The organism is Deinococcus detaillensis (genome assembly GCF_007280555.1).
GTDB classification, from domain to species: domain Bacteria; phylum Deinococcota; class Deinococci; order Deinococcales; family Deinococcaceae; genus Deinococcus; species Deinococcus detaillensis.
Window position 1 is genome coordinate 1 of sequence record NZ_VKDB01000018.1, and the last position, 23571, is coordinate 23571.

Annotated in this window: 11 protein-coding genes; all 11 read right to left on the reverse strand. The window is 61.7% G+C overall.

Annotated elements, in window-relative coordinates:
• Positions 1-182 (reverse strand): hypothetical protein (locus FNU79_RS19480; protein WP_225430077.1); only part of this gene is annotated, 182 nt, incomplete at its 3' end.
• Between the two features lie 314 nt (positions 183-496).
• Positions 497-2236, reverse strand: a complete 1740-nt coding sequence (locus FNU79_RS14000) for a protein kinase family protein (RefSeq protein ID WP_143721430.1) — start codon at positions 2234-2236, stop codon at positions 497-499.
• Entirely contained in the window at positions 2233-2865 is a 633-nt protein-coding gene (locus FNU79_RS14005; protein WP_143721431.1) for an OmpA/MotB family protein, read from the reverse strand. The genes FNU79_RS14000 and FNU79_RS14005 overlap by 4 nt, the downstream gene beginning before the upstream one ends.
• Positions 2862-4832: a coiled-coil domain-containing protein gene (locus FNU79_RS14010; RefSeq protein ID WP_143721432.1), complete on the reverse strand. Its 1971-nt coding sequence runs from the start codon at positions 4830-4832 to the stop codon at positions 2862-2864. Before FNU79_RS14010 ends, FNU79_RS14005 begins: the two co-directional genes overlap by 4 nt.
• Positions 4833-4838: 6 nt before the next feature.
• Positions 4839-8015 (reverse strand): tubulin-like doman-containing protein, encoded by a 3177-nt coding sequence (locus FNU79_RS14015; RefSeq protein WP_143721433.1) that lies wholly within the window; start codon positions 8013-8015, stop codon positions 4839-4841.
• Between the two features lie 2 nt (positions 8016-8017).
• Entirely contained in the window at positions 8018-9307 is a 1290-nt protein-coding gene (locus FNU79_RS14020; RefSeq protein WP_143721434.1) for a hypothetical protein, read from the reverse strand.
• A gap of 224 nt (positions 9308-9531) precedes the next feature.
• Positions 9532-12291: a helicase-related protein gene (locus tag FNU79_RS14025; RefSeq protein ID WP_185974722.1), complete on the reverse strand. Its 2760-nt coding sequence runs from the start codon at positions 12289-12291 to the stop codon at positions 9532-9534.
• A gap of 2 nt (positions 12292-12293) precedes the next feature.
• Positions 12294-13133: a hypothetical protein gene (locus tag FNU79_RS19165; RefSeq protein ID WP_185974723.1), complete on the reverse strand. Its 840-nt coding sequence runs from the start codon at positions 13131-13133 to the stop codon at positions 12294-12296.
• Positions 13134-13423: 290 nt separating this feature from the next.
• Positions 13424-18589: an AAA domain-containing protein gene (locus tag FNU79_RS14030; RefSeq protein ID WP_185974724.1), complete on the reverse strand. Its 5166-nt coding sequence runs from the start codon at positions 18587-18589 to the stop codon at positions 13424-13426.
• 359 nt (positions 18590-18948) lie between these two features.
• On the reverse strand, positions 18949-20280 hold the full coding sequence (locus FNU79_RS14035; protein WP_225430078.1) for an McrC family protein: 1332 nt from the start codon (positions 20278-20280) through the stop codon (positions 18949-18951).
• Positions 20277-23570 carry a DUF4357 domain-containing protein gene (locus FNU79_RS14040; protein ID WP_225430079.1) on the reverse strand — a complete coding sequence of 1098 codons (3294 nt, stop codon included), beginning with the start codon at positions 23568-23570 and terminating at the stop codon, positions 20277-20279. The genes FNU79_RS14035 and FNU79_RS14040 overlap by 4 nt, the downstream gene beginning before the upstream one ends.
• Position 23571 lies beyond the last annotated feature (1 nt).

The following is a 23571-nucleotide window of genomic DNA, read 5'->3' on the forward strand; positions in this document are numbered from 1 at the left end:
AGCCGGATGGGTTCGACTTGCCTCATCAATGTTCGCTGCATCGTCATCAATCGGTGCTTTGCCAAACCGTAAAAGTTGCCCTCCTGCCCCCTGGCAACGGCGTGATACGCCCGGGCTGCTAGGTTGGAGATGTCCACCGCCAAGAAGACCGGCGGGGTCATACGCTGTGGAGCGCCCGCCACGCTTTGAAGGTTACCGGGAACAGCGGCTCGGCCAGTTGGTCCATTGCCCGTGAAAAATGCGGACTCTCGTGCTGGGCAAAAAGACGTGGTACTGAGCTCAAAAGTAGATTGGGCTGTCCCGGCCGGGACAGCCCTCAAGCACGATCCGCCGCAGCCCAGTAGAGCCATGGATGTGCGGCCTGAAAATCAAGCTGCATGACGCTCTGGCAGCAGATCAAAGCATCTGAAGGACTGTGAGCTTCATGCTCAAGATTTGGTTGCACAGTATGTATTCCCGGCAATGCGCCATCCGCGCGTAAGAACGGAATACGTAGTTAAGATCCTGCGGGCACCGGTACCATCAGTAACTGACCCGCTTCATTGCCGCACAGCAGCAAGTCTTCGTCCATCCAACAGACGACCCGCAGCGGGGCTGAAGAGCGGTACAAGAGTCGGGGCTGAGGGTCTTGCAAGACCGTGAGGTACAGTCCCCCGGAGCGTCCGGCCGCCACAAGTGCAGTGCCGCCGGGTGAGAATGCCAGCGCGCTTACTTCCTCCCGAAATGCCAGCGTGAGGACGGCGCGGCCCTTATCGACCAGTGTGACACTCCCTCCAGTTGCCGCCGCGACGAGCCCGAATCCAGACGGCGCTGAGTCGACAGCGTTGATGGTTCGGCGCTCAGGGTGCTGCCAGAGAACAGTGGCGTGCAGGGCCGCCTCATTGAACAGCTGCAGTTGGCCGTCACCGGTGCCCAGAATCAAGGTGTCGTCGTGACTGACATGCAGTGTGACAAGGCGGCCGGGTTGTCCAGGAACCTGGCCGAGCTGCCGGGGACCGAGGACATTCCAGACGCCGAGCGCACCGTCGTCTTGAATCGTGACCGCTTGGTGCTTCCCCCGGACCACCAGATGCGTGATTCGGTGTAGGCCACGCTCAGAGCGCAAGGAGTTTCCAGACCATACGCTCAGGGTTCCGGAGTCGTCTCCCGCCACAAGGCCTTCATCCGTGATCCACACCCCTACCGGATTGCCTTGTAGACCATCAAGCTGTTGCAGCGGCTGGCCTTCTCGGTCAAACACCCGCAACCGGAGATCGGCACCAGCCGTCACAATACGCTGACCGTCACTGTGAAGATGGGTCAGCCAGCTACGGTGGGCCGGGATGATCCTGACCGCAGTAGCTGGCGCTGACCCTGGCTGGCTGAGAGACCCTGCACTTGGACCCACACTGAGCAGCCTGAGCAACGCCGCAGCGTCCGGCAAGCGCTCGGCACTGTTCAGAATGAGGCTCTGCTCGATGGCCTGACGCAGCAACGCCGGCACGCCCGTCGGCAACACCGGCAGTGGCTGCCCTAGGCCGCGTTGCCCGGCGGTGGGGGGCACCTCCCCGGTTAAGGCAAACAGCGTCAGGGCCGCCAGCGCATAAACATCACTGGCCGGCCCGGTACGCGGCGGAGAGAGCAGCTGTTCAGGTGCCCAGTAGGGCGCAGCAGCTTCTTCAGCCCAGCCCAGGTCAAGCCGAGCGCCAGACGGCAAGAGGCTGACGCGGTGTGGTCCCAGTTGGCCGTCAATTCGGCCGTGGCGCTGCAAGTCCTGCAGTCCCTGGGCGAGTGCGGTCAGGACGTTGAGCGCTTCCCCAGCGTCCAAGCGCTTGCCGCTTTGCACCCGTTCTTGCAGCGACTCGCCAAGCGGCAAGGCCGTAACTGCGTAGTGGGTGCCGTGCTGCTCGAAGACCTGGTGTGGCCGTTGCAGATGAGCGTCAGTCCGGTCAGTGCGCTGCTGCAGCAGCGCGGTCCAGGCTGTGCGCCGAACGTCCGATCCCTCAGGCAAGATGGCCAACGTCCCCAAGCGCCGGGAGCCCACAGGAAAGAACTCCAAGAGCAGCACCTGCCGCTGATGCGTTTCGTCCTCAGCGAGGTAGCTGAGGCCCCCCTCGGTTCTACGCAGCGCCCGGAGCGTGCGGTAACGGTGGTAGAGGCGCGTCTCAACAGGAAGGGCGAGCTGCACCTCACCGCAGATGGGGCAATGCAGCTCGCTCACCCCTGTGGGGCGGGCACAGTTCGGGCAAGGGTTCATGGCCCGACCTTGGATTTGAGATCCGCCGCACTCTTGGCGTATTCCAGAACGATTTCGATTCGGGCATGCGCTGGATTGTTGAGGGCCAGATTTTTGAGCGGATCCTGGCCGCCGCGCCCAGCGGTGGCGATGAAATACGGAGGAATACCGCCGCTGTTGACCAAAAAGCGCGCCACGGCGGCGGCGCGATTGGTGGCGTCTTCCCAGCGATCGGCTTTTGCCGCCAGGGTGGGCTGGGTATGACCCTCCACCCGGATGCGTCTCCAGGTGTTGGCATTTTTCCGCAGTGCCAGCGCGAAGCGGTCCAGGGTGGCTTGGCCAGCCGAACTGAGAGCTGCTGTTCCAGGCGTAAACAGTACGCTGTTGGCAAAGACCCAGCGCTGCGTTCCCGGCGGATCGTTTTTGCTGACGTTGGGTACTGGCCGCTGATCCACGGCGATCAGCTGCTTAACCGCCTTGGCAAATTCTTTTTGAGCGTCCTTGTAGCGGATATCGTCCCAGCTCACCCGCCCCACGGCGGTGAGGGCCGCCACGAAGAACACCATCACCAAAACGAGGTTTAAGGTGGTGTCCGTCAAGGCGACATAAGGATTGAGCTCCTCGCGTCCATGACGCAGCCGCCGCGTCATGCGGGTTGGCCTTCCTGAGGAAGGTGCGCCGGCAGATCATGAAGACTAGCCAGCAGACGGTCTAACGTGCTGGTCAGCTGACCCTGAACGTGAACCAAATCGGCCGTCTGCAGCTGTCCAGGCAGCGCCTCGAGCAGATGGATCACCCGCAACGCTGATTCACGGTGGTGCTCAAGGACGCCTTGGAGGGCCTCGCGTTCTGGATCTGTTTGAGTCCGGCGCTGCTCGGCAACCTCGCTTTGATATTGAAGCTGCTGACTGATGCCTCGCATGGCCTTATTGGTCTCGGTCAGTTGATCGAGCTGGCCCGTAGCCAACAGCACCAGTTCTTTAACCCGGGCCTGATCCTCGTGTTCTGTAGCCTGCTTCTGAGCTGCTTGCTCAACCCTCGTGCCAAGGGCACCAAGCAGATGCTCCAAGTGTTCGTGTGTCTCGAGGGTAGCCCTCAAAAGGAGGGCCTGGGCGTGCTCCTGCTGATTACGCCAGCTCTCGGCCAATTGTTCTTGTCGGGCGCTGAGGGCTTCTACCAGTTGGTTCGGGCTGTCTTGTAGCCTGGTCATCACGGGGCTGAGCTGTTCGAGTGTCGTGGTCAGGCGGGCGGTGGCCACCATCAGCGTCTGTTCGCTTTGCAACTGGTCTTTCATACGGGTGCGCTCCGCATCGTCTTTGGCCCGCAGAGTCCGTTCAAGTGACGTCGTGGACGTCTGGGACGCGCCGAGCGTTTCTTGCAGACCCTCTAATTTGGAGCTGACCACATTGACCTCTCTGGTATAGGTACTCAGTGTGTCCCCGATCTGGGTCCCGAGGTGATCGAACCCTGCCTTGATACTGGTGGTGACGCCCTGCGTTCCCAGAAGGTAGGCGGCCTCGCCCCTGGCCAGATCCTGGCTGACCTGGTTCATCTTCTCGGTTGACTTGAAGATCTCCTGCACGATTTGAGCGCCTGAATTGCCGAAGGCGGCCTGCAACTCACGGATTTCTTTGAGTTCTCCGTCCGAGTGCAGCTTGAGGGCCTGCATCGATTTGTCGAACATCTCGCTGAAGGCGCTGTAGATGTTGCGGAAATCCTGCTGATGGTCCTTGATGGCGTTCACGGCGTGGGTCAGGTGCTCACTGCTTTGCCGAACGTCACTGCTGGCCCGCTGCAGAGCTTCGGAGATCCCTTTTGATGTGACTTCCAGCGTCTCCAGACTCTTTTGAATGACGCCGCCAGCATCCTTGAGCACTTGAGCGAACTGTTCGCTGGTGGCCGCGATCTTCGATTGCGTGTCGGCCAGGAAGACTTCACTTCGCCGAACGAGGTCGCTCAGGCTGGCGACCTGCTTCTCGCTGCTGGCGGGGTAGATCATCGGCGCGAATTGTAAGGAGACCCGGTCCAAGTCACCGGCGAGCTGCTCGGCCTGAAGACCCGCAACAGCATTGATGGCCTGCAAGATAAAGGCGGTGGTGACGCCCCAGAGGGTCCCGGCGAACGCCCCGCCCATCTGCTTGAGGGTCACCCCCAGACTCTGGGCAACCGTTTTAGGATCGCCAGCATTGATCGCGTCTTGAATCTGCGGCCCAAGACTGCTGAGCGTATAGGCCAGCCCTACGACGGTGCCGATCAAGCCGAAAAGCAGCAGCAGGTTGGGAACGGTGCGGGCCGGAGCGATAAGGCGTGCGGCGGTGTCCAGCACAGGCTCAAGCACATCAGCTGGCCGGGCAAAGGCCAGTCCCTGTTGGTCAAGCATTGAGCGCAGCAACTGTCCGGCAAGTCGGTCCTGGTTTTTCCCGAGTTGAAGAACAAGGCTGCCAGGGTCAAGCATCAATCCTGGCAGTTTGACGATCTCCTGAGCGGCCTGTCGCTCGGCCTTTACGGTTCTCAGCGCCTGCAAAGACAGCCAGAGACCGTAGAGAAAAAGTGCGGCGATCAAAAGCAGCAACACGTCGATCAGTGGATTGCTGGGCCAGAAGATAGAAGCATTCACTGCGACTTACCGCCTGTAGACGTGAGTCGAGTCGATAAAGCAGCGCCATCCGTTCTGTGCAGCGTCTTCAGGAGTGGTACCGATCTTGCCGCCACATTTGGTGCAGTAAAGCCCATCCTCGGGAACTTCGCCGTTCCATGGGCCAGTCTGGCCTTGCCTGAAGGTCAGTGAATTGATGATTGCCGCTGGGGGCCAGTACACTTTGCTGGCAGCGCCTTGCAGCGGCGCGTGCTTGGCGGTGTATTTCAAGAGATGCTCGCCTGTCCAGAGTTCGTCACCCCAGCCCTGGATCTGACCAGCACGGCCCTGGCGATAGAACTCTTTGAGCTTCATTTCGAGGTGCCCGATAAACGCTTGGCTGCTCTCGTCCATCGGAATGTCGTAGCGTTTCCAGTGTTGCTCAATTTTGGCTTGAATGGTCGGTAGGGCTCCAATCATGCTGTAACCGTCTTTGTCCTGTTCACCCCTTGCCAGGATTCGCGCTGCTTCCGGCAAGTTGGTGGGAAGGAGGCGGAAGTCCCGGTCGCCGAAGCCGGTGATGGTCCAGGGAATGCGCAGACCGTCCTGAACTGTGATCTCACCGAGAATGACGCCGAGGATCAGCACCTCCTGCGCCTGGGCCAGCAACTGTCCTTCGCGCTTGGAGAGACCGTACCAGTTGACGTCGCGGCGGGTGTGGAACGTGGGGAAGTCGTTGCACTCCGCGCTTTGTAATCCCCCGTCGCCGAGGACCTGATCAAGTCCGCGCAGCGGGAAACGGAAGTACTCTTCCAGGAAAAGCGCCCGGGTCGGATCTGGCGACGTCAAATAGACCGTGTTTGAAGAGGAAAATACTCCGCCCACCAGCTGTGTGAATTCCGATTCCATGGTCGGATTGGTCCGGGTCGGCGTCAGTAGGGCTTGCCGATGCATCACTGGGCTGCGGTTGCCCTCCTCGGCCCGGCTACGGTTCAAGGTTAAGAACGGTTGGGCCTGTTCAGCGGCGGCGCGGATCTTGCTCTCCATCGCCGGGTTAGTTTGGCGGTCACGCATGACCCGTTCGATCACGTTCTCCTGCGCGAGAATCGTGACGAATGGCTGTATGGCGATTCGGAGTAGCTTCTGGTAATCGCTCTCGGGAATCAAGTGCTCGCCCCGAATGTCAAAGGTCGCGCTGATCCAGCTATTCCCGATCTGGTTCAGCGGTGGCACGACGGCATTGGGCAGGTCGGTCCAGCTCGAGATGATCTCGTGGTAGAAGCGGGCCTCGATATTGTCGAGATGCTCGACGCTGCTCTGCTTGTTGGCTTCCAGCGCCCGGCGGTATTCCTCCAACACGGTGGTGCGCGGTTCAAGCAAGACCAGGCCATTGATGGGAGGCAGATCGGAGGCCCGTGCCTGACTGTCGGCGTAGAGTTTGTTCTTCTGGGCGGTGATCCGGGCGTCGAGCCCCTTGAGGTTGGCGAGCACCCGTTGCAGGAGACGCTGCAGCTTTTCGGCGACTCCCAGATCAATGGTGCCGTAGGCTTGGTGGGTCTGGATGCTGGCGTGGACGCTGGACTCCACCTGAATTTTGGCAAACTCACGGATAGCACGGCGAAGCTCAGCTTGAGCCTTGTCGATACTGGCGCGGTTCGGGTTGAGCAAGCTTTTACGCTTCAGCGCGGCCTTGAGCTGGGCCACACCGTCGTCTACATCCTTCCAGGCGTCCCCGGCTTCTGCCTGAGCCACACCGGCATATTCCCGGGCAGCGTCATGGAGTTGCTGCAAGTAGGCCAGCAGGCCTTCGACTTCCGTGGTCAGCACCTGCGGCCCGTAAGTCCGGTCGAGCAAGGCCTGCTGGGCGTGCTGCTGGAATTTCAGATAGATGGTCTCGACCACCTGATCTCGGTGGGCCCGTAACCGGTCGGACAGGCCGCCACCCGGGCCCACCTGCTGACGGACCTCACCCAGGGCGCGGTCCAGTTTTGAAAAGTCGGGTTTGCCTTCCCCAATCTGATCCACGGCGTCTTTGACCACCTCGGACTGCCATTCTTCCGTGGGGCGCTGCAAGAGGCTACCGACCAGCGCCGTCCAGTCGAGCCCCAGGCCAGTGGTGAGGTCTTGGGCTCGACCTGATTTCATGGCTTGCCAGCTGTCCAACGCACCGTGGAGGAGCTTTTTGGAGGCCGCTTCCGTAATTTGCGGAGCAGGAAACTCCACTACTGAAAGGCCAAAGGTGTTAAAGACGTGTGCTTGATGATCTCGATCTGGAAGTGGCGCATCTGCCGCAATACTGATTGGGTCCGCATCTGGACTAACGATGTTCATAAAGATACGATCTGAGACCAGTTCGTTGAGTTCTTTCTCGCCAAGTTTGGTGGGGGATGAAGGTGAGACCAGATAAGGCAGATCATAAGGCTCGGTACGAAGATCAGCGGACTTATCATCAGGATATTTGATCGGCGGTAGTGTATCGGCGTCAGCCTGATGATAGTGGTTAAGTTCGAGCAGAGCATGGTAAGCATTGCGCTTGAGTCGGCTAGCATTTGAGGCCGTAACGGACGTCAGGTTTTCGTGCGGCAGGGTGAAAATACCGATGATCTTTTCATCTTTTCTAACCAGACCAGTGCGCAGAAAGTAGCCGAAGTCTGGTGCCAGACCGCTGCATGTGCCACCGCACAAAGTGCCTACCACGAAGACCCGAATTTGACCGCCTGAACCCCACTGGATCTGAGGATTAGAGCCATCGACTAGGGGCCCGCGCGTCTGAAAGGCCTCCGCTGCAGACAGATCGCGCAAAGTACCAAGTCGGTCGAGCAGGCCTCGTTTCACTTTGCTGAAATTCGGGTCTGTCAGGAAGGTCAGCCGACCTACCATACGGATATTTCCTGCTCCACCGATAGTATTTTTCAGTTTCCGCAAAGTAGGCATGTCTGCCCAACTGCCGAGGTTGATCTTGCTGTTTTGGGGATCTTCGAGAAGCTGTCCGTAGGCTTGGGTATCCAGGCCGATAGACAAGAAATCGCCACGTTGTCTCAAAGCTGTGGGCTCGTTGTTATTAGTCTCGATCGCCATGAACTGCACCCAGGGAGCATGATTGGCCGAACCGAATTCCCACTCCAGGCGGCGCAGGATGCCGTTGCAGACCTGAGTGCCGGTACTTCCCAGGCCGATAACAAGCGTTTTGGTTAGGTCGACAGGTTTGGTGTTGGACATGGTCATGGTCAGCTCTCCAGCGTGAGGACGATTTCAGATTGATATGGCTTAGGCGGAAGGTTTTGTCTTGACGCGCGGCCACTCAGGCGGGCACGGTACTCTGCGTTGCGCAGCGGCAGCACTGCCGGCAGGTCCCCACCGAGCGCCGCGTCACTCTCCGGCGTCAGCTTCAGGCCCTGCTTCTCCCGGGTCACGGTCAGCAGTTTCAAGGAGGGAAGTTCCGGCGCGTTCAAGACGACATACTGACCGGCCGACGATCCTACCGGGTAACCGGGACCGCACAGCACGCAGAGGACTTCGCCGGGTTTGACGTCGTTCACCTGAAAGCTGCGGTCACCAACCTTGAGTTTCCAGGCGCTGCCGCCCTTTGGCGTGCGAACGGGAGGTCCCATGGATTGACTGTCTGCACTGCCAGTGACAGCCGGGCGATTGTTGCGCATGCGGATCAGGAGCAGGGCCAGTGCCGTGAGCACGGCCGCAGCGACCACCCAGAGCCACCAGGGCAGCCCTGAGCGCACAGGTGCTTGTACCTGCTCGCTGAGCAGAGCCGTCCGGTTGCTGCCGAGCGCTGCGCCATTAAACGCTTTGGGCACCACGATCACTGCGTCGAAGGTGCGCTCTGGCCGGTCTGGCATCACCCCCAACTGCACGGAAGCGCCAGTGGTGTTGCTGGTCCGCACCCGGGTCCAGTTGGCGAGGGCGGCCCGGTATGGGGCGCTGTTCTCGCCCAATGTCCGCTGATCCCGAGTGCCAGCCACACTGGCGGCCGAGTTGGTCAGCAGCACGATGACTGCGTCCTGCTTCCCCTTGAGGCGGTCGGTGAGTTGGGAAATCACCGCTTCCGTGTCGTGGCCGCCGTTACTGCCGGCCTGAGGCGAGCGCGGCCACAGATCCTGAAACGAAGCGCGCATGGCGCTGCGGTCTACGCCAACCGTCAGCGGATTCAGGGCGCTGCCTTTGTGGGGCCACACGTTCATCTCCCAGGCATAGCCGCTGAGCTGGTCACCACTGACGAGGTGGGCGGCTGCGACATTCGAGGCGACTTCCCGCGCTGCTTCTGCCATCAGTGGATCTTTGGCAAAATGCCCAGTGCTAAACGCAAAGACCAGATGAAGGTGCTGTTGATTAAGGTCGCCGCCTGCGGACTTGACAGCTTGCTCGATAGCGCTATAGAGCTGATTGGACTGCTGCTGCAAGTACGCCTGATCGACAGGGGGAGCGGCGCTTTGAGCGCCGGCCAGGGAACCACTGAGCAAAAGCACCGCGCCGATTTCAAGGCCAATATTCCTACGTTTCAATGGAAGCCAGCCTTGTGGGTGAGAAGAATGTGGGCGAAAGGAGAGGTAGATACAGACATGAGCATAGCCAAAATCTCTTTCTCATATATTTCAAACCCTTTGATATGCCGATTTGTTGAGCAGCACCAGCCTTGTCTCCAACGGATGACTTGAAGCCGACTGAAGTCCAGTCTTCGGTTCAGTTCACCGCAAAAAAAGTTGAGACTGGAAGAGCGCTTCTCCCTTCAACCCAAGGCCATGCCAGTGATTCGCAGGCTTCCAGGCTGAACAGTTTCGCTGGCTTCTTGTGACAGACGGCGCTGAAGAGCAGCCACCAATGCTTCCATCGGCAGCGCCAGACTGGAGTGAGGGGCGTCCGCAGCCGGGTGAAGAAGAAAGTCGGCGAAAGCGGCAGGGTTGAGGGCCTCGGCCTGCACGGCCACGAAGCGCTGGTGAAGTCGCCGACCCAGATTGTCATTCCACGCCAACTCTGCGCAGAGCGTGGTCGGCAGATTCGCAGCGGCGACATGGCCTTTGAAAACGTAACTGTCAGAAACGTCGAACAGGTGCTGAAGCAGGGAAGACGAGCCGTCCAGCAACTGCACGCCGGGCAGCTTGCGGCTGAGGGCGCGGTCGAACGTCACGCGGAGGCTGGCCCGCTGATGGGCACTTTGCTGCACCTCCTCCGGTAACCGCAACGACCAGACCCGTCCTGCGTGTGTCTGCTCCCGCAGCTCAATATGCAGCTGTCGGCACATCCCTTCGACGAATGAGCGCAAGTGATGCGGGGTGAGCGGCAATTCCTGACCCATGCCCTGCGGATCAAAGCCGCTGGCGTAGCGGAGCAGGGCTTCTTGCTGCTTGGCTGCTTCACGCGCGCGGCTCAGGGCTTCCTCCAGCCGTTCCTGCGTGCGCTGCGCCGCATAAGTTCGGGCGTCTTCCAGAACCGCACTGACGTCGAGGGCGGCGGCCAATTGGCCGAGGATGTCCTCCTGAAGTCCCTCACGGTACTCACCGCTGACACTGGCGAGATCACGGGCCACCGCTTCGAGCCGGCGGTACATCTGCGTCAGGATGTCATCGTCGAGGCTGCCTTCCTGCGCCATGTTGAGGGTGACCACCGTCTGTGTCTGGCCGTAGCGGTAGAGCCGGCCGACGCGCTGCACCAGCCGCATCGGATTCCAGGGCAAGTCGTAATTCACCAGAATGTGGCAGCGGGCCTGCAAATTAAAGCCCTCACCGCCCGCTTCGGTAGAAACGAGAAACTGCCCAGCTGTTTCAAAATGTTCAATGGCGCTGCGGCGCTGCTCCATGGTCTGCCCGCCGTGGATCACGTCCACCGGGCCCAGAGCCGAGAGGGCAGCCACCAGATCATCCTGGGTGCTGCGGTACTCGGTGAAGATCAACACGCGCTCCTGGGGATTTTGAGCCAGAATTTGCGGAATGACGCTCTCCAGCAGGGCGCGGCGTTTGGCTTCTCCAGCCCGCAGGCCCGCGACTTGGTCAATCAGGTCTTGCAAGTCCTGGTGCTCACCTTGAAAGAATTCCGCGCCGCCAGTCACATTGGCGTCGTGTTCCGGAGTGTCCTCATGTTCGACTCCAGTTGTCGTCGGGGCCACCTCCTCAAGTCGGCCCTCGAGACGGGCTAGGCGGCGGCGTAGGGCCATTTCGATGGCCGCCAAACTCGATGCCGCGAGCTTGCGGTAGACGGTCATCACGAAGCCAATGGCCAGTGAGGTTTGACTGCCAGGCTGCCGGGCGTTTCGGCTGGCGGTATAGCCCCGCTGCAAGTACGCGCCAAGCGCCCGCTCAAACCTCCGTTCCGGCTCTCCCAGAACCGCGCTCACCGAACGCGTCACTTTGCCGCGAAACAGAAACTGACCGTCTGCGTCCGTGACATCCGCTTTTCGGTTGCGAATGATCATATCGGCCAGAATCTCCGGTTGGGCACGCAGATTTTGAATGCGTTCACGCCAGATCTTGCCAGGCCGCAACAGCTCGAGGAGCGCCTCGAAGCGGTCAAGCTTGCCCTGGTGGGGTGTACCAGTCAGAAGCAGCAGATCGTCGGCATGGCTCCGCAGCGTTTGAGCCAGGCGGTAGCGCTCCGAGGCGCTGAGTTTCAGACCGTACTGGGCGCGCGTCAGGCGGTGGGCCTCGTCAAAGACCACCAGATCCCAGCGTGGCGCTTGCTGCACCAACTCGAGGTGTCCCTCGGCCTTGAGGCGGTCCATGCTGGCGATCACGGTGTCGTAAAGCCGCCACTGGGCCGGATCACTGATGGTGAAATCTTCACCGTAGATCACCGCTTCGCGCATACCGAAGCGCTCACGCAGCTCCTGTTGCCATTGCCGCGTTAAGCCTGCCGGCACGCACAAAAGTACCCGCCGAACACCCCGGGCGCGCGCCGCAGCCAGCAGCAAACCGACTTCAATGGTTTTGCCCAGGCCGACGTCGTCAGCAATCATCCAGCTGAGGGTACCGGAGGTCAGAATGCGGTGGACCAGATGAATCTGGTGCGGCAACGGATCAATATCCACCTGGGCGAGTGTGCCCGTCAGTCCATGCCAATGTCTTAAGGCCCGGCCCAGCTGACGCAGTCGAAAGCGCTCCGCCGAACCGTTCGGGAGCGGCGCTGCAGCGGGACGCCGTTGTTTACGGGCCTGCTCTTCCGGGGCGGTCACTGCCTGCAGCGCTGTCCAGGGTAACCAGCGGCGTTCGGCACTGGTGTGGAACTCGACTAGGACCTGCTCGCGCTCGCCAAGGGTCCGGGTGGTGATGACCCGGCCCTCGCCCAGTCCGCTCAGGGCACCCTGCGGACCGTGCAGCACCAGTTGGCCCGGTTGCAGGCCGCACGACACTTCCCACAGCCATTTTTCCTGTACCCCTGAGGCGAAGCGTACCCGGAGCCGTTCTTCATTGATTCCCTTCCCTTGTACCTGTCCCGTTTGCTGGGTGGCGCGGCAGTACACCAGAGCGCCTGTGACGGGCAGATTTGAAAAAGCCACGGTTATTCCTCCTCCAGCACGGTCAGCCAGTAATCGCTGTCGACACCCTGAGGAAAACCTTCGAGCAGCAAGGTGATCCGTTCGGACCAACAGACGTACCGGTGCTCTGGGTAATTGCGACAAACCTCTACCACCCGGGTCAGCAGCAAGTCGACGTCATGACCAGGAAACCGCCGTGCCAGATCGAGGGCGGTGGCCCAACGTAGCAGGGGAGTGTCGTACACCGAGCGGTAGAGCTCCCGGCACGGCGTGACATTGAGTTCAGGATGGTCGCGAAACAGCGCGCGCAGCGTGAACGCCATCTCGAACTCCTCAGGGGTCATGCCACTTTGAATGAGACGCTCGATGGTGGTATGCAGCTGACCCCAGCGGGGCCGCGCTAGCACGTCGGTCAAGCACTCGACACCAGCAAACCAGTCGTAGCGGACAGCAATGGTGAGGGCGAAGGTACGGGCCCGGTCACGCCAGCTGAGCTGCTGCGGCGCGGTCCAGGGCTCCCGGAGATCCGTGCCGTCGTCCACGTCGTCGAGATCAAAGTCAGCACCGAACCCAGCTTCGGGGTGGTCCAGAACGTTCACAGGAAGTTCCTGGAGATCGCCAATCAGATCATCCTGGGGGTCGGCGTCCTCGTCATGGGCCAGCACCCGCGTCAGACAGATGTATGCTTCCTGCGCAGTTTGCGCGGCGTACTGGGCCGCACGGAGCGCTGCCGGCATGACCAGACGACGCGCGTCAGCCTGTAGTTGGGCTTGTAACTCTGCCCGCTCCGCTTGCTGCCACACTGCGGCGGCGTGGCCTTGTAGCGTGAACGGTGACGGCACCGGCAGGAAGGAGGGGGTCATGTCTGGAAGTATGGAGAACAGCTGCGTCACTGCCTGACCACTTGATGACCCGCTGGACGCGTCAATAGATGACGTCGAGGAGCGGCATACTGGGTGAAAAGTCGAGCCGTAGCCTCGGTAGTGGACTGGCATCAGACCCTAGATGACGGTCTCCCAGAGCAGCGTGTTTCGTGACTGGGTCACCAGAGTTGACTGAAGTCAAGCCAACACAACGCATGCGGCAGGTGTAACCTGCCGAGATGCTGGGAATCACTTTTGGAGAATCCCGGTCGCGCTGAGTGGCAAGACGCTCAGAACAAGGCCGGGGCCGTTTCTCGCAGAACGTCCGCCCGCTCCAGAGACTGCCGAACCTTGGGTGTCAACCGTTGACCTTCGTAAGCTGCCAGCACGGTTCGGAAGATCGGTTCGGGGGCCAGTGGCTCATCTGGCGCATGATCGCCCCGGTCCAGAAGGCTCTGGATCAGGGCCGCCAGTTCCATGGGTGGCACCTCGTCGAAGTCTCTCGGACCGCGTTCACGCAGCCGCACTGGCGGGGTATCCCTGACCCTAATAACCTTGTCGATCTGTCCTGCTCTGTTCCACTCGTCCACCTGCTGGAACGCCTGCTGCCGGAGGCCATACGCGACCACCTTGTTGAGGGCCGACTGGATGTCCTTGCCCACCCGACTGAGGCCCGCGGCCCGGGCATACAGCTTGTACGCCCGGTGACAGGGCATCGGCCCTTCGGCAGCCACGATCTCCTTGAGGCCGTGCAGCACCTCCTCGTGGGTCGCCAAACGCGGGTCCGGTAGGGTCCGCATGGGCCACTCCCGGTACGGGGCCAGCAGTCCCCGGTCCGCCCTGAGTGTGTAGGTGAGATACACGGGCGGCTGAGCAGTTCCTTCGGGTTCAGGCTCGACTGGAACGGACTCGAGGTCTGGTGTGGCGGACGTTGTCAGGACTTTGAGCGCAGAGACGGCACCCTGCTCATCCGGAAGCGGGGCTGGCTCGACCTCGGCCACAGCTTCCCGGTTGCGTTCGTCCCCGTCGGGAAACACCCGTTGGCGCTCCAGGGTCTGCCACAGGTCTTCGAGCGCCGAGTGCCGGTCCCGGAAATAGGTGCTGCCGCGCACCCGCCAGAAGGTCCACCCTGCCCGTTCCAGGGTCTGCTGGCGTTGCAGGTCGGCGTCATAGGCGTCCGGGCCGTGCCAGTAGTCACCGTCGCATTCGACCGCCAGTTTACCTTTCATGCCCTCGACCACCAGATCGATGTGGTATCCGTTGACCTCATACTGCGGCAGCACCCGGTAGCCGCGTCCGGCGATGTCGAGGTAAACGTCCAGCTCGAACCAGCTGTCGAAGGGTTTCGGCGGTTTGTAGCTTCCCCGGTTCGGACGCTTGGCCTCTTCGGTCAGCCTCTGAATATGCGCCGGATCAAGCGGCTTGCTCACGCCCAGATCAGGATTCTGACAGTGCGAGATAAGCTGAGCACGCAGGTCGTCCGGCTTGAGATCGGACAGCTCAACGGAGTGAAACAGCCACATTTGATCGCGTGCTCGGCTGGCTGCGACGTTCAGGCGGGCCTGGAACTTCGCGTCAGTCTTCAGAATCTCCAATTTGCCTTCCGTAGGGCTGGTGACCATACTCAGGAACATCACGTCGCGTTCGTCACCCTGGAAGCTGTACGCATCGCCACTGTCCAGGCGGCGGCGCTCGATCTCTGTCTCTGGCAATTCTGAGCGCAGCAGCGTGGCGATCCGATCGGCCTGTCTGCTGCCCAGCAGACTGATCACCCCGAAGGTCTTGTCCTTGTACCTGGGGTCGGCGATGCAGGCCTTGATCTGATCGACGATGGCGCGGGCTTCAGGTTCGTTGACCTTGTCGCCAGTCCGGCCGTCGGTGAAGCCGTCTGCCACATGCCGAGCCAGCACCGGAGACAGGCGGTCGGCCCCGAACTGACGCAGGGCGATCAACGGCTGGAACTGATAACTCAGGCGACTGGAGAAGGCGATGATCTCCGGCATGCAGCGGAAGTGCTCGCGCAGGGACAGCTTAGGCGGGTAAGCGATCTCCCCAATGCCAAAGAGGCTGGCGTCGGCGGCCCCGATCATGTTTTTGGTAGGGAAGTCGTGTAGAAAATGCTCCACAAGAGCATCCACTTTGCTCCGTTCAATCATCACGGCATCCGGCTCGATCTGCTTGTCGTCACCGACGATGATGATCTGCTTGCCGATGTACGCCAGGAACATTGCCTCAAGTCCAGCCTGACTGGCTTCGTCGACGATCACCACATCGAACATGCCGCGCGTCATTGTGAAGCTCTCGGCTACCAGATGCAGTGGCATGATCCAGGCCGGGATGGCACTGCGGGCCTGTTCCAGCGCGGCACGGGCGTCCCGGCGGTGCCGCTCGGCGTGCTTGCCCGTTCCCTTCCCGAGCTTCTTCATGGCGCTCTCCCAGAGGGTGAGGCCCATCTGCTCTCGCTGGGTCAACCGGTTCAGGGTGCTGCTCCAGGCGAGTGAGGAGGCCAGATTGCCCAGGGTGTCGCGGATCTCGCGCCGGCACTCGGCCAGCTGCTCTCTCATCTCGACTTCCGTATCGGGGTTGGCCAGTTCGGTGAGCCTGTCATCAGCCCGCAACCAGTGCCAGGCAGGGACCAGTTGGGCCAGCTGTCCGTCCCACGCCGGGCCCGCCGCCGTGCGGACGAGTTCTCCGGCCAGCTTCGGGGCCGTGGCGCTGAGCTGGGCCAGCAGGCGCTGCCGGTCCTGAAGGCGGGCCTGCCGCTGGTAGAAGTCCTGCACGCGGAGATACATCAGCCCATAGCTTTCCAGATCCCGTCCGGCAACGGCGGACTGAAGCAGCCGGACACTGTCGTGGGCCCTGGGCTGGGCTGCCAGGGCGTCGAGGACCGGGCGCATCATCTCGATGACCTGCGCGCTGGCCTCTCTGGTCAGTTCCGCGTCCACGGCGAGGGCGGCGGCGATTACGGCGGTGACCTCTTCCGGCCTCCACCACTGCGGCTCAGGTAAACCCACCACGCCACCCACGGCCCGCTGCGCTTCCTTCAATGCGTCCTTGAGTTTCAGAACCTGGGCCAGGGCGTCTTGCTGCTCCTGAAGCTGGGTCAGTCTGAGTGGCAGTGTTCCTACCGGCATGAACCCCACCGCCGCCCAGTTACTTTCGAGCTGTCTGGCGCGGGCCGTCAGGTCCAGAAAATCCAGCAGCTCTTGGAGAGCCTCGGGGGTATCTGCCGCCCGGCCACGCACCCTGGCGGTGTCTTTGAGGTACAGGCGCTGCCGAACAGCGGCAGGGCGCATCGGTCCCCAGCCCCAGCTGCCGCCGCCCCTCAAGTGTTCCAACAGCGCCTGGGCATCTGCCTTCAGTGTCGCCGGATCGTGGTCACCGACGCCGCCGAGGGTGGTCTCCTCCAGCCAGGTCGCCCGTGCAGTCAGGTCCGTGAGCTGCTGCTGGGAGAAGGTGAGCAGGCTATCCCAGACACCTGCCTGGCCTTTGAGGGTTGCCTCGACCGCCTGTTGCGCCCAGCTGACCGGACGACGCCGGGCCGTCTCCACGCCCCCTGTTAGGGCCCGCAGTGCCGCGACCAATCCAGCTCTGGTCTCAGGACTGACGTCCCGGACCGCGTTGTAATGCGGATACTGTCGGGCCTCCTGCATCTCGCCGAACTTCTGGGTCGCCCCCCGCTCGGCGTAGACCACGCGGGCGAACTCCTCTGGAAGCACCAGCGACTCCAGGGGGGGCACCGTCATCGAGAGTTCATCCATCTCCGTCTCGCTCATGCTGCGGAGCAGACCCAACAAGCGCCCAGCCTCTTCACCACTCAGCGGTGCGTCCCGTCCCGGGTTGCCGAGATCTTCCAGCCAGCTGTAACTGTCCTCCTCGGACTGGAGCTGCTCGGCGATACGCTGGGCCTTGCCGGTGTAGCCGAACAGATTGAGATCCTCAGTTTCTGCCAGCCGGATCTCGCGCAGCTTACCGAGGAGTGCGTCCTCCTTCTGGCGGGCCTGCTCCAGACCACCCTTCAGGGCGGCGAGTTGTTTGACTTCGGCGTCAGGGTTCCGGTAGGCCGAACGCTGGAGCAGCTCCTGTACCGACCGCTCCAGGGTGGCCCGTGACCCCTCCTCACCGCGCAGGTGGGTCACGCACAGGGCAGCCAGTTCCGCTGGGAACTTCTCCCGCAGCACCTTCAGCGCCCTGGCAGTGTGGCTGGTGACGAGCACCCGTTTTTCGGTGGCGAGCAGATGGCTGACCAGGTTGACGATAGTGTGCGACTTGCCCGTACCCGGCGGTCCCTGCACGAGCACGCCCGGCTGTACCCTCAGGTGTTGGATGATGCGCCGCTGCTCGGTGTTGGCAGGGAGAGGAAAATAGATCTCGTTCGCGCCGCCCCGGATTCCGAATTCGCTCTCAGTGATGCTGATCACTGGGGCGTTCGACTCGGTCGTGAAGCGCTCGAAGCCCTCGGAAAACTCAGGGTGATCCTTCAGCTGGGACACGATGCTCTGGTAGGCAGCGGTGATGCTGCGCTCAATGCGCTTGCGGAGCACCAAGGCCGGGGCCCAGTGGATGGTCGGAGCGGTACTACTATTGCGCGACGGTTCCAGAGCCGGCATGAACTCGCCGCGTTCTCCTGACGCATTCGCCCAGGTCTTCAGCAAGGCGGGCAGCGTCTGATGGTCCCAGACCGCTTCCCCGTTCTCGGCGAGTTCGTCGGCGATGTGGGTGCGGACCGAGGTCGCTGGGCGGTGGTCCGGGTCGAGCATGTCCTGTTCCAGCACGGTGCGCGCTCCGTCGCCGCCTGCTGTTATGCGGATGACGCCCTGCAGAGCATCGAAGGTGAGAGAAGCTCGCGCTGTCATCAAATGCCGCTTAACTTCGTATCCTCCTGGGGTGCGCCACATCAGGTAGCCGAGGCCCAGCACCAACTCGAAGGTTTCGCCGGATGTCACTAGCTTCTGATGCACGGCGAAAAGCTTCGAGTAAGCGGCCTGTACGGTCTTGACCCGGTGGTCCTCAGTGGCCCAGGCCAGCCAGGTCTTCAGGTAGGCCTCCCAGGTTTTCAGCACGTCGGGTTGCTGATCCAGAAAGAGGGTGTCCTTGATGAGTTTGGGCAGCAGGTCATCGTCCAGCACCTCGCTCTCGACCACCCGCTGATCGAGGATGGTCGGAGCCAGTCTGCTGTCGTCCAGTACCCCGCGCACCCATAGCACCAGCCCCTCTGGGAGCAGAGGAGCTCCCACGAACCTGGGTTTCTTGATCTCGACCCACACTTCACCTACGCTGTTTTGTTCGTCTGCGCGGGCAGCGTTGAAGATCTCAGGTTGTTGGGGCAGGTCATAGAGCCACTGCACCTCGTCCTGCTCGCTGGTACGCCTGGGCTTCGACTTGAGCTGGGTGAACTCCTCGAGAAATTTGAACAACCGCAGGCTGCGGTCCTGGGCCAATGTCGCGTCAGTCATGGATCTCCTCATCCAGCCGCACCATGCAGCCTGTAGTCGCCGTCAGTTTAACGAGTCGGGCCACCCTACAAGAACTGCTCTTCCCTCTCTGTCACAATTAAGTAGAGGAGAAGCTGATTTACGCGAAGCGGCGTTTTCTATACCCTACACTGAATTATATGGGTTCTGTCAAGTTAAGTCTTTAGTAATTCATATTATTTCATTTTATTAAGTTTCTGACAAACGCGTACTAATTAATTTAATACTGGGCGTAAGATCCAGAATGCAGAGGGGCGAATAGAATCCGGTTGGTAGTCAAGTCAGCGAGAGCTACGTTTATATTTCACATGGTGCTCGGTTAACTTGACACAACCTCTTCTTCAGCAATTTGTGGATGAAAGCTGCATTTCCGGAAGGTCGAACAGCCCATTAGAATGAAGATCTAGGGTAAGTAGATGTAGGAACCGTTTCTCGCCGAATTCGACTCGAGTTCGGAGCGGGGGAAGACCGGCCATCTGCGGATAAAGTAGCCAGACCTCCACATGGCCCAACGCACTGGGATGCTGGAAGACGTGGCTGTAGGCGAACATCTGGTAAGCGTCCGCGCTCGAGACATCGTATGTCGGGGCCTTCTCCGGCTTGAGGCGCTTCCATTTGGTGTCGGCCACGATAATCCGCTGGTCGGGCAGCGTGATCAGCAGATCTGGACGTAAGCCGAACGCTCCGGCTCTTTGATTGCCTTGGGTGACGGTCCCCAGCCAGCGTCCCTGCACCTGGGTCTCGATGCGCCAGTCGGGATACTCGGTTCTGAGGCGCTGCGCCACGTACGCCTCGTAGACGCGGTTCATATCAAACAGCAGCGCCTGGGCCTGCGCCCGGTGACCCGAGACGAGCGGGTTCAGCTCGTACAGCACCAGACGGCACAACCCCTCCAGCGGCGTGAAATGAAGATGCCCGCGCCCCAGGTTCCAGGCGGCGAAATCCTGGGCAATCTGATGGCTCGGTGGCACGTCGTCCAGCACCCGCAGCAGTTCCCGCGCCAAGCGGCGGTTGCTAGTATCACGGGTCAGGCTGGCCACCCTTTCCACAGTCAGACGGGTCAGCCGCGTCTCCGGGCGGTCTGGCAGAAACTCGTCGTAAGTAACGTGCAGCAGGTGGGCGCGATGGCGGGGCTGCCGCATCTGCCGTGGCAAATCGAGGCGACCCCGCAGGCCGGGCCGCTCCTCCTGCACTGGGACGTAGGCGTGCGGGACGCCCCGCCTGAGCGCCGCCCTGACGCCTTCCAGCACATACCGCAACACCACCTCATAGAGCGGCATCTTCGCCGGTTCCAGGTCCGCAGGTGGGGCCACCCGGAAGCGCTCGTCGGTGGCACTCAACATTCGGAGCAGTAGTGCCCGGCTGCGCTCCAGCGAGTCTGGGGCCGCCCGCGCACCGGGCCGCTCGTGCGTCTTGGGCAAAATCTCGATGGTGGTGCCGTCCGGGGCCCGTAGTACGCCCACCCACTGCGTCAGCTTCAGGGCACTCTGCCCACCCACCTTCGCCGCAATGGCCACCGGGTTCAGATCGTACTGGGGGCCCAGCAACAGCGCCTCGATGGCGTCGAAGGCCTGGGGCGGCAGGGCCGTCAGGTTCGGTGACCAGGTGGGATGGTGGGCACCGCGCACCAGCGTGTCATGCTCGCGGACCTGGAGCTGAACCGGCACCGTCACGCGCCGAAGGGGAAGTCTTTTTCAGCCACTCCGGCGTACACACCGCTGAACGCTTCCACGGCCCCAAAGGCCGCCTCGTTCAAGCGGTAGCGGACCTCGCCGCCGGATTCGGAGCGGTGGATGAACTGATGTTCCAGCTCCTTACTCTCGTCAGCCAGCACCTCACGGATCTTGCTCCAGTCCTCGAAGAAATACTCTTCCAGCAGCGGCAGGATGCGCTCGCGCACGGCGCTGGCGACGCCTGCCAGGGTGGCGGGCAGACCCAGCAGGTAGGCGTGCCCGATCACCTGCTCGCGGGAGAGCAGGCGCTCGATGCGCTCGTTGATGGCGTAGAGGAACTTGCGCAGATCAAGTGCCTCGTTGTCCGCGAAGGTCAGGGTCGGCAGCACCTGCGGCTCCGGCCAGACCGGACGGAAGGAGAAGCGCCGCCGCAGGGCCGCGTCCAGCAGGGTCAGGCTGCGGTCGGCGGTATTCATGGTGCCCAGGACATACAGGCTTTGTGGCACGCTCAGCGGCCTGCGGCTCAGCGGCAGGGTGGCCGTCAGTGCCTCGGCCATTCCGGCTCGCTTACCGCTCTCCAGCAGCGTGATCAGCTCGCCGAAGATCTTAGCGATGTTGCCCCGGTTAATCTCGTCGATGATCAGCACATGCGCCTGAAGCACCTGCCCAGTGGCTCCGGACAGGGCGTGGGGCAGAAGGGCCAGGATCTGCGCGGGCGTGACTCCCTTGACCCGCTGAATCGTCTGCTGTGAGAACGTTTTGCCCGTAACATCCTGCGCCGACAAGGACAGGTCTGTAGCCAGCCAGCGTACTGAGCGGGCGTGGGCGTAATCGGTGGCGAAAAGAGGTTCGGAGGGGTTAAAGGAGTACTCGCCCGAAACCACACCAATCCCGCCGATCCGGTTGGCTCCAGTGGCCAGCAAGATAAGATCACCGATGCGAATGCCGTCCCGAAACAGGATTTTTTGCTCACTGAGACTGTCGTAAGGCTTCCCAGTCAAGTCCTGGACCGCGCCGCCCCAACTGCCCACTCGAATTTCACCGCGCATGATGCTGCGGTCCCTAAGCTGACTGATCGGTGTAGTCCCGTCGATATAAATACGCCATACCTGTGCGTCCGGACGCACTTGCACCGTTGGCTCCTGTAAGGTTGGTGCACTCTTGAGCGTAGACAGGTCGCCCCCTGCCGCCCGCACCGCCGCCAGAAACACGCCGTCCTGCAACTCATACGAGAGCTGCCCGTTCTGCATGACTGGCTTGATGCCCTCGATGAAGTCCTCGTAGCCGAAGGACTGGTGGAAGGTCACGAACGAGATGCGGCCCTCCTGTACGAGTTGGTCGTAGCGTTCCTTGCGGGCCGCGCGGCCCGTGGGGCCAGGGTAATCCTTCAAGGTGGCTGGGTCGAGGATGACCAGCGCATCATCGATGGCCCGGTAGGTCTTGCCGGTGCCGGGCGGGCCGTACAGGATCTGGTTGAGCGGCACACCGGGAGCGGGCGTAAATCCGGCCAGCGGTCTGGCCTCCACCTGACCAGGCACCTGGATCGTGTCCTGATCGTCCGGCACAACGTCCGGTGTCCGCTCCAAACGTTCAAGTACGCCCGTCAGGTCATCGAGGTAGCTTAGGACGGCCTCCAGCAGCGCCGGGAAGTTTTCGCCCTCCAGTTCCTGTGGCGCGAGGGAAACGCCCACCCGCAGCCGCCGACTCTTGCTGAACCCCTGCGCGTAGCGGTCCAGGGTGCCTTCTACTTCCTCAGCCTGGTCCTCCTGAAGTGGCAGCAACTTGAGTGCCCCGAAGTCGGTGTTGAGGGTCAGCGTGGCGGGTGAGCTGGTCGGCAGGGGCACCGTCAGCGCCGAGAGCAGCACAGACCGCAACTGAGCGTCGGCCAGCGCCCGCCGGGGGCCATCGCCTTTGCCGTCCGGCAGACCAACTTCCAACGTCAGACCCGCCGGAAAAGACACGTATTCGAAGCCGCCCAATTCCCCGAACAGCAGCGCCCGCCCGAAGCTTGCGCCGTCTGCTTTCACGCCGCCGCCCAGCGCTACCTTGACGGCCACTTGCTCGCGCCCGCTGTACGGCGAGCGGGCCGGACTTAGTGCCTTCCAGTCCCCGCCCATGATCTCCAGCAGCAGCGGGGCGTACTTCTTGTCGAGCACCAGATTGCCCTTTACTTTGTCGGTACTGTAGCGCAGCGCCTCCTCACGAAACTGGGCGAAGGGGAACGCGCCGTTCTCGGATAACCGGGCTGTTTGCGCGCCCTGCTGGCTAATCAGCCAGGCTGAATTTGACAGGGCGGCGAAGTCCGGATTGATCTGGGCTGCCGCTTGCATCACACTTTCGTACTCGGCCAGGGTCTGCACCTGCCCTGCCCGCCGTATGCCGCGCTCCTGGAGGTACGGCACGTTTACGCCGTTGAGGGTCAAAAACCGCTCTGGGTTCAGCCAAAACAGCCCCTGGGTCAGCTTGGGCAGTGCGACCTGGCGAATAGCGAGCGCTTCAGCGAAGGTCTGGGCATCCAGTTCGCCTGCCACGGCCTGCTGCGCCAGCCGCCATAGGGTCGGCCCGTCCTCCGGTTGCCGAACACTGCGGTACGCAAAAAACCAGGCGTTCATGGGATTGCTCCAGGGCACACCAACGAGGTTTGTTGGTGCAGGCGACGTCAGCCCCAGACTCGCACCCACCTTCGCGAAGAGAGGCAGCGCGGTGACATCCGAGGTGTGCTTGAGAATCAGCGAGAAGAAAGTAAAGGGGTCTATTTGGTCCAGCGGCTCACCCTCATCGTGGTTGATAGCGATGCCCGCCGCCCGCAGCACCTCGATCAGCTCCGGCTGGCTCGTCTCGAAGTCCAGCAGCTTCACGGCCAGCTCGTGAAAGAAAGGCTTCCAGGTGGCTTCCAGCGGCTCTACATCTGTGAACGCAGGCTTGGGCACACTGGGATGGCCGTCCGCCCACTCGCCATAGTCGGTGTCCGACCCCGCGACCTTCCAGGTGGTCCGGCCATTGGCCGAGCGGCCCAACACTGCCACCGCTGCCGCGCTGGGCGAGTTGAACGCGGTATCACGCGTGAAGACCAACTCGCCCTGAGCATTGGGTGCGATATCGCCTCGGTCAATCAAGTTGGGACGCAGATTGGAGTAAGAGTGATTTGCCAGCGATGGGGACGATTCTGCTCGCACAGTGCTGCCCGCCAGCATCACGAACTGCCCGTTTCTCAGTTGCGCCCTAGCCTGCACGCCCGATGAGTTCAGTTCGAAGGTTGGAGCAATCGGACTCATGTCTGTATCGGTCATG